This is a genomic window from Mycolicibacterium palauense, assembly GCF_002592005.1.
Classification (GTDB): Bacteria; Actinomycetota; Actinomycetes; order Mycobacteriales; family Mycobacteriaceae; genus Mycobacterium; species Mycobacterium palauense.
This window is the reverse complement of the sequence record NZ_NVQF01000148.1, coordinates 1-6,962: the sequence shown is the minus strand read 5'-3', so window position 1 is coordinate 6,962 and position 6,962 is coordinate 1. Positions and strand designations below refer to the sequence as shown.

Annotated in this window: 9 protein-coding genes; 8 read left to right on the top strand and 1 reads right to left on the bottom strand. The window is 66.3% G+C overall.

Annotated elements, in window-relative coordinates:
• The first annotated feature begins 70 nt into the window (after positions 1–70).
• The gene (locus CSR00_RS28855; RefSeq protein WP_099025792.1) at positions 71–1,855 is read left to right on the top strand and encodes a hypothetical protein; all 1,785 of its coding nucleotides are present in this window, start codon (positions 71–73) and stop codon (positions 1,853–1,855) included.
• 79 nt (positions 1,856–1,934) lie between these two features.
• The gene (locus CSR00_RS28850; RefSeq protein ID WP_099025791.1) at positions 1,935–2,315 is read left to right on the top strand and encodes a carboxymuconolactone decarboxylase family protein; all 381 of its coding nucleotides are present in this window, start codon (positions 1,935–1,937) and stop codon (positions 2,313–2,315) included.
• Between the two features lie 35 nt (positions 2,316–2,350).
• Here the strand turns inward: CSR00_RS28850 and CSR00_RS28845 are convergent, their stop codons facing one another.
• The gene (locus CSR00_RS28845; protein WP_099025790.1) at positions 2,351–2,545 is read right to left on the bottom strand and encodes a hypothetical protein; all 195 of its coding nucleotides are present in this window, start codon (positions 2,543–2,545) and stop codon (positions 2,351–2,353) included.
• 203 nt (positions 2,546–2,748) lie between these two features.
• On the opposite strand from CSR00_RS28845, the gene CSR00_RS28840 reads away from it, so the two are divergent.
• The 6 genes from CSR00_RS28840 to CSR00_RS31085 all read left to right on the top strand — a co-directional run.
• Positions 2,749–3,069, top strand: a complete 321-nt coding sequence (locus CSR00_RS28840; protein ID WP_099025789.1) for a hypothetical protein — start codon at positions 2,749–2,751, stop codon at positions 3,067–3,069.
• A gap of 180 nt (positions 3,070–3,249) precedes the next feature.
• Positions 3,250–3,732 carry a Clp protease N-terminal domain-containing protein gene (locus tag CSR00_RS28835; RefSeq protein ID WP_099025788.1) on the top strand — a complete coding sequence of 161 codons (483 nt, stop codon included), beginning with the start codon at positions 3,250–3,252 and terminating at the stop codon, positions 3,730–3,732.
• A 504-nt stretch (positions 3,733–4,236) separates the two neighbouring features.
• Positions 4,237–4,548: a type II toxin-antitoxin system prevent-host-death family antitoxin gene (locus CSR00_RS28830; RefSeq protein WP_176562325.1), complete on the top strand. Its 312-nt coding sequence runs from the start codon at positions 4,237–4,239 to the stop codon at positions 4,546–4,548.
• 6 nt (positions 4,549–4,554) lie between these two features.
• The gene (locus CSR00_RS28825; protein WP_176562324.1) at positions 4,555–4,920 is read left to right on the top strand and encodes a type II toxin-antitoxin system RelE family toxin; all 366 of its coding nucleotides are present in this window, start codon (positions 4,555–4,557) and stop codon (positions 4,918–4,920) included.
• Positions 4,921–5,987: 1,067 nt separating this feature from the next.
• Positions 5,988–6,209 (top strand): DUF2188 domain-containing protein, encoded by a 222-nt coding sequence (locus CSR00_RS28820; RefSeq protein ID WP_218014561.1) that lies wholly within the window; start codon positions 5,988–5,990, stop codon positions 6,207–6,209.
• A 454-nt stretch (positions 6,210–6,663) separates the two neighbouring features.
• Positions 6,664–6,962: hypothetical protein (locus tag CSR00_RS31085; protein WP_218014560.1), on the top strand; the 299-nt coding region annotated here is incomplete at its 3' end.

Here is a 6,962-nt window from a genome sequence, read left to right as displayed (position 1 = left end):
GAGGGATCGTCGGGCGCGTAGGATGGGCGTAAGGTCTCAGTCCCGCACGGGGCCGCACTCGCGCACAGGTATGAAGGAGGTCGTGTCTGACCGCCGGGTGCCCCTGCTCGCCGCCGCCGTGATCGTCGCGGCGCTGGTGGTGCGCGGGTTCCTGGCGTTCGGCGGCTATTTCTACTGGGACGACCTGATCCTGGTCGGCCGGGCCGGCACCCAGAACCTGTTCTCGCCGGGCTACCTGTTCGACGACCACGACGGCCACGTGATGCCCGGCGGATTCCTGGTGGGCGGGCTGATCACCCGGCTGGCGCCACTGGTGTGGTTCTGGCCGGCGGTGTCGCTGGTCGTCCTGCAGTTGCTGGCCTCGCTGGCGCTGCTGCGCACACTGTGGATCATTCTGGGCTGGCGGCCCGTGCTGCTGATTCCGCTGATCTTCGCCTCGTTCACCCCACTGGCCGTGCCCGGGTTCGCCTGGTGGGCGGCCGCGTTGAACTCACTGCCGATGCTGGCGGCGCTGGCGTGGGTGTGCGGTGACGCGATCCTGCTGGTACGCACCGGGAACCAGCGGTATGCGTTGACCGGGGCGCTGGTGTTCTTCGGCGGACTGGTGTTCTTCGAGAAGGCCGCGGTGATCCCGTTCGTGGCGTTCGCGGTGACGGCGTTGCTGGCCTACGTGCGCGGCGAGCCGCAGTGGCTGGCCGCGGTGTGGCAGCGGGGGCGACGACTGTGGGGCTCGGCGCTGGTGCTCGTCGCCGCGTGGGTGGGGGTCTATCTGCTCGTCGTCGACCAGCAGCGCTGGAGCTTCGATCTGTCGATGACCTGGGACCTGTTGTCGCGCTCGTTCACCCACGGCATCGTGCCCGGTCTGGCGGGCGGACCGTGGCAGTGGCAGCGGTGGGCTCCGGCGTCGCCGTGGGCGGTGCCCCCGGTGACGGTGATGGTGCTGGGATGGCTGGCGCTGGCCGCGGTCGTGGCGGTCTCCGTGGCCCGCAAGCGCCGACTGTGGCCGGTGTGGCTGACGGCGTTGGGTTACGCCGCCGCGTGCCAGGTGCCGATCTACCTCATGCGCTCGTCGCGCTTCACCGCGCTGGAGCTGGCGCAGACGCTGCGCTATCTGCCCGATCTGGTGGTCGTGCTGGCACTGCTGCTGGCGGTCGGACTGTGTGCGCCCAACCGGGAGTCGTCACGCTGGCTGGACACCTCGCGGGCGCGCACCGGCGTCGTCGCCGGGCTGCTCGTGGCGTTCGTCGCGAGCAGCCTGTACTCCACGGCCACCTTCCTGACCAGCTGGCGTGACAACCCCACCAAGGTCTATCTGCACAACGCCCGGGCCGGTCTGGCTGCGGCGCACGCCGAATCCGACGCGGCGCTGCTGGACCAGGAGGTCGACCCCCTGGTGCTGCAGCGGGTGGCCTGGCCGGAGAACCTGGCCAGTCACCTGTTCGCCCTGATCCGGGACCGCCCCGAATTCGACGCCACGACCACCGATCTGCGGGTGCTCGACGTGGCCGGCCGGCTGGTCGACGCGCAGGTGACCTGGGTGCGCACGATCACGCCCGGGCCGGTCCCCCACTGCGGGTACCTGGCGCAACCCGATGTACCGGTGACGATGCCGCTCGACGGGCCGCTGCTGCCCGCGGAGTGGACCGCCGAGATCAACTACCTGGCCAACAGCGACGGCTCGATGACGCTGAGCCTCGACGAGGGCACATCGACGCGGGTGCCGGTGCATCCCGGGCTCAACCGTGTCTACGTGCGGCTGTCCGGGGCGGGGGCGGCGATCACGGTCCGGGCCAGAACCGCGGCGTTGTCGGTGTGCCTGGCCTCGGGCCCGGTGGGCTACGTCGCGCCGCGATAGCCGGGGAACGGCCGGAAGCGTCGAGGCTCACACCGCCCGGATGCGGCCCGGAGCCCCGACATATGCCAAAGTAGTTTGTATGTCTAACTTGCGCGACGAGGGTCTGCAGGTGTTCCGGGAGATGCTGCCCGGCGTGCTGCCCGACGACCTCCCCAACGAGAAGGTGAGCTTCGGCGCCGGCTTCGCCAGTGAGCTCATGGAGATCGGCCTGGAGAACGTCTTCGGCACGCTGTGGACCCGCGAGGGGCTGTCGCGGCGCGACCGCAGCCTCGTGACGCTGGGCATCCTGATGGCGCTGCGGGCCGAGGACGAGCTGGAGTCGCACTTCCGGATCGCCAAACAGAACGGGCTGACCGAGCAGGAGCTGGCCGAGGTCGTCTACCACGCGTCCGGCTACGCCGGATTCCCGGCGGCCAACACCGCCAAGGCCGCCGCGGTGCGCGCGTTCGCCAAGGGTTGAAGCGGACAGCGGCCCGCCCCCGGACAGTGTGACCGCTAGCGCGGCCGGCCCTGCGAGTCCAGATTCCAGTCCAGATCCTGTGGGCTCGGCGGCCGCATGTCCGTGGTCCAGGAGGGGTTGACGAGCGGGTCGGCTCGGCCGTCGCGGATACGCCTGAAGTACCACAGCGAACCGGCAACGAAGAGCGTCATCAGAATCAGGCAACCGATCAGGGCGAGGACCTCGATCATGGATTCTCCCGGGCAGACGGCGAGCAGTTCAGCGACGACGCGATGGTGCTCCTGATCGTAGGTGCAGTGGGCGCGGGTGAGTTGGCCGTCGACGGCACCGATCTTGGTCGGCCCCCCGATTCAGCACCCACCGGAAACCGCCGACCGGGATACGGGTAGTTCTACTGATCCGGTTGCCGAGTCTGCGGGCGACGATGATGCCCATGAGCAAGCCGAAGAGCAAGGACCACGATCGCGCGACCCTGCTGTCGATCACCGCGGTCGCCGCGATGGCCGTCGCCTACCTGCTGGCGTTCTCGGTGCTCTCCGACACCGATATGGCCTCGAGGTTCGAGAACGGAGTCGCACCGCCGGGCACCGATCTGGTCGGCATCCGCACCGCGGCCGTCGCCGGCATCGTCGCCGCCCTCGGCGCATGGACAGCGGCGCTCGCCAGCAAGAGAACCGCCCCGGCCGTGCTGGTACTCGCTGCGACGGCGCCGTTCGCCCTTCTGCAGCCGATAACCCTGGGGCTGGCTTTCTGAGCGCCGGTGGTCACGCGGCGGACGGACAGCGACGAAGAAGGGCCCCCGGCCTCCGCGGTGAGCGGTGGCACACCCGTGCACGCGACTGTGCCGAACGAACAATACGACGGTATTGTCGCTGATCGAACCCGGTTCGTGCGCCCGCGGCGCGCTTTGCCACCGGGTCATTGAGGGGGGGTAATGCAAAGTGCGCTGAATCGGTCGTGCCTCCCGATAGGCACCATCACGATCGAGAACCTCGCCTGGGCGCTGTCACGGCTGGAGTACTCCGCCAGGCGCGTGCTGGGCCGCGCCTACGACGAGGCCTATCACCGCCGCAACGGCTACGTCGGCAGTCTGCATGTACTCCAGGCCCTGGTGCGCGACGACTCCGATCCCCTGGTGGGGGCCCTGCGCGGCCGTGGAGCCGGGCCGGAAACGATCACCGCGGGCGTCGATCATTTCCTGGGCTCTCGGCGAACGCCGCGCTACCTCCACCTGCCGTACGGCCCCAACGCCACCGCGATCGTCTTTCACGCCGCCTGCCGCGCCCAAGCCGCCACCGGCGCCGGCGCAACCCCCGGCCACCTGTGGTGGGCGCTCAGTCGGAGCACCCACTCGCGAGCCGGTGCCCTGCTGTTCAACCTCGACCAACTCGACTACCTGCAACGGCAGACCCAGTAATCACGCTCGCACGGGGCCACCGCCGGCCGCGTCCGGGCCTGCGCGCGGTTGCGGGACCGACGCGGGCGGGGCATCCCGACCGAACGGCACAAGCATGGAGCCGCCTGGGGGAATCGAACCCCCGACCTATTCATCTTTCCGTTCCACGCGTCCAATCTCGCCGTAGTTCGTAAATGTTCAGCGAGACAACATCTTTCTGAGAATTCGAGTTCAACTCCGTTCGCGCGGGTTCGGCTCAATCCGTTCGGGTTTGTATCGGGAAAGTATCGGCCCTCGCCCCCTGCAGGGGCGACAAGACCGCCAAGTTCCGCCAATGCCCCTCGAAGGTCGGGACTCGGCGTCGCGGCCCAACCGCGGCACGCCCGGGAGCCCGCGAGGCCGAACGGAGACCTGCCGTGACGAGGGGCGGCCCGGCGCGGCACGGACAACGAAACCATCAGCCGAAGGAGCCGATGCTAAATTCGAGGTAGAAAAATACCCGGAATTATGACTAGAATCGGCTGCATGATGATCGATCACCGTGACGTTGTGGGCGTCACAGAACTCTCAAACAGCAGCTCGCGCCTCGTCGCCGCTGCGGCCGATGGTCGTTACTTCATCATCTCCAAGAACAACCGACCCACTGCCGCACTGGTGGGGATTGAACGGCTACAGGAGCTTGAGGACCGCGAAGAGAACATCGCCCTGCTGGCACTCGCGCTTACACGGATGGCGACCGACAACGGTAACCGCACCGAACTCCGCGACTTCATCGATGAGCTCGGGCTCACCGATGAAGTCGCCGCGCTTGGCGACGACGAGGACGAGGACGCCTGACCGAAGATGGCCCGTGTTGAGCTGACCGATGACGCCAAGGATGACATCCGTGGCCTGGACGGGTCAGTGAAGGCGCGGGTCTTGAAGGATCTCCTCAAGTTGGAGATCTCTCCTGCTGACCGCGGGGCGCCCCTGGGATCACATGCCACCGGAAACCTCACCGGCTTGCGGAAGCTCTACATCGGCCCCAGGAAGGCATACCGAGCGGTGTTCGCCGCAGATGGTGATGTCATTGCCATCGTGGTGGTCGTCGCCGCCCGATCGGAGTCGGAGTGTTACGAGCTGGCACTTACCAGGATGCGACTGCTGGCCGACGCAGAGCAGCAGAGCGAGATGACCAGGATGCTGATGAGCATCATGGGGTCCCGCTGATGGGCACTGGACACGATGTAGGTGATCGCCTTCGACAGCCTGGAGACATTCCGGGCGAAATCCCAATGCTTGTCGGGGGTGTCGTGCATCCTTATGTGGCGGTTGTGTTGTGGACCTGGGTGGAGCCGGACGCAGAACATCGGCGAAAAGGGACCTCCTCGGGAGGTCCCTTTTCTTATGCCCACCTCAGACACGCACACACAACGTGTTGTGTTGCGGCCAGATGTCAGGCCCCAGTAGTAGTGTCCGATCTACTCCACCCAATATCGGACCACTACACGAGGAGAAGCGATGCGCGCCATGTCGCATGTCACCGCACTGCCGAGGAAGTTCTGTGACCGAGACTCGATCGGGTAAGCCCGTCGCCGGGTCGAGCTACTCGAGCTCCCCGCACTCCAGGCACACCGGGACGCCTGCGTATCCGGTGATACGCCCCTCCCTCGTCATGGCGACTGCGCCATGCTTCGCCGACTCCGGGTCGTTCGGCCGGCCCTGCAGACGGAACCACTCCGATCCGCACCGACGGCATCGTAGTGGTTCATCGGCGACAACCGGCGGCTGCCGGCGCCGATCGTCAAGAGAAGCGACTGGATTCATGAGAGGAGGTGGTGAGCATCAACAGCAACAGGAACCGTCCGCTCGGTCAGAACGGAACCTGGAAGACCGGTCAGCGGTGCCCTCTCACGGGCAACTGGCGTGACCAGTACGGCCAGGTCATCCAGATTGACCGGCACGACACATTCCCGCCCTGCGTAGGGCGCAAGGGGGAATGTGCGTACCGGACCCTCGTGACTGAGACGGCGAAGACCGCCTGAAGCTGCAGACCCAATCGTTGAGGGGAGGTGATACCGGTGAGGGTTCCCGGGGCGCGTCTGATCCACGCGTCTCGGGACTCCCACTTCATCCATGGTGCAGTACTTGATGCAAGGCACCATAGCGCACATGATGCCACCGATGGGCGGCGTTATCGAATCGGCGCGCACATGGGATTCCCTGCATCTTTCCTGGTTGCTGCAGTAGCAGCAGTGATAGCGAACACAACTAACAATGATGTAGGAGATTTCAACATGTCCAAGTCGCCGAACCGACGCGACGTAGTCCCCAACCCCAATGGCGGATGGGACGTCACCAAGCCGGGCGCAGAACGTGCAAGCGCCCACTACGACCGGCAGTCCGATGCGATCAACCGCAGCCGGACGATCCTGCACAACGTCGGCGGTGGGGAGCAGGTCATCCACAACCGGGAAGGCAAGATTCGGGATAAGAACACCATCGCGCCCGGGCAATGACCCTTGCCCGCCCCGCGACAAGCGGTGAGCGCCTGCACTGACGTTAGGCCCACCATTGCTTGACTGAGACGCGCTCGCTGACCCCGGGCGCGGGCCCACATCACCGGCCGCCGTCGTCGGCGCCCTGCTACAGGATTCGAGTCGGCAGTTCCGGGTCCAGCAGGTCCGCCGACGCCGGTGGTCGGGCGTTCCGGGACATGTCCCGCTAGTCAAGTTGCCACACGGTGTGATGACTGAGCATTCAGCTATAGGTGGGGTTTGCTAGAGCTAGAAACAGGGACATGTCCCGGGACATTGGACTGTCCCTGTATGGAAATGACTGCTAACGCTAGGGGTCAGAGCCAGAAAGCGTTTCTCACGAGGCCCCCTCCCCCCATACCTGCAGTTCAGGGGGGTTTTCCTGTTGTCGGCGGTCACGAGTTGCTGTGGCTCACGACGGCTTACCCTCGTCGTGGTGTTCATCCTGGGCGAGCCGCATGATGCGGTCGGCGATGGCGTCTCCTCAATCGTCGGTGTATCGGCATCCATGTGGGTTCGGCTCCTGTCCGTCGATCAGCGTCCGCGGGGAACGGGGCATCTACCATCGGAAGGGACTCGCACCGTATTCAGCGGCAAGGAACTGGGACGCCACCTCGTTGGCCACCGACGTCGGTTCTTGGCCGGGCTGCTGGTGCAGCTCCTTGATCTCCACCAACGGTCCCCCTCCCTGTCCTGGCTGCTGCGCGTTCTGCTGGGCGTCTGGCTTGGGTTGCT

What these genes read in the sequence shown, in the direction of transcription:
- CSR00_RS28830 (WP_176562325.1), top strand. Translation starts at nt 4,237, where the DNA reads ATGATGATCGATCACCGTGACGTTGTGGGCGTCACAGAACTCTCAAAC.
- CSR00_RS28825 (WP_176562324.1), top strand. Translation starts at nt 4,555, where the DNA reads ATGGCCCGTGTTGAGCTGACCGATGACGCCAAGGATGACATCCGTGGC.
- CSR00_RS28850 (WP_099025791.1), top strand. Translation starts at nt 1,935, where the DNA reads ATGTCTAACTTGCGCGACGAGGGTCTGCAGGTGTTCCGGGAGATGCTG.
- CSR00_RS28820 (WP_218014561.1), top strand. Translation starts at nt 5,988, where the DNA reads ATGTCCAAGTCGCCGAACCGACGCGACGTAGTCCCCAACCCCAATGGC.
- CSR00_RS28845 (WP_099025790.1), bottom strand. Translation starts at nt 2,545, where the DNA reads ATGATCGAGGTCCTCGCCCTGATCGGTTGCCTGATTCTGATGACGCTC.
- CSR00_RS28835 (WP_099025788.1), top strand. Translation starts at nt 3,250, where the DNA reads ATGCAAAGTGCGCTGAATCGGTCGTGCCTCCCGATAGGCACCATCACG.
- CSR00_RS28855 (WP_099025792.1), top strand. Translation starts at nt 71, where the DNA reads ATGAAGGAGGTCGTGTCTGACCGCCGGGTGCCCCTGCTCGCCGCCGCC.
- CSR00_RS28840 (WP_099025789.1), top strand. Translation starts at nt 2,749, where the DNA reads ATGAGCAAGCCGAAGAGCAAGGACCACGATCGCGCGACCCTGCTGTCG.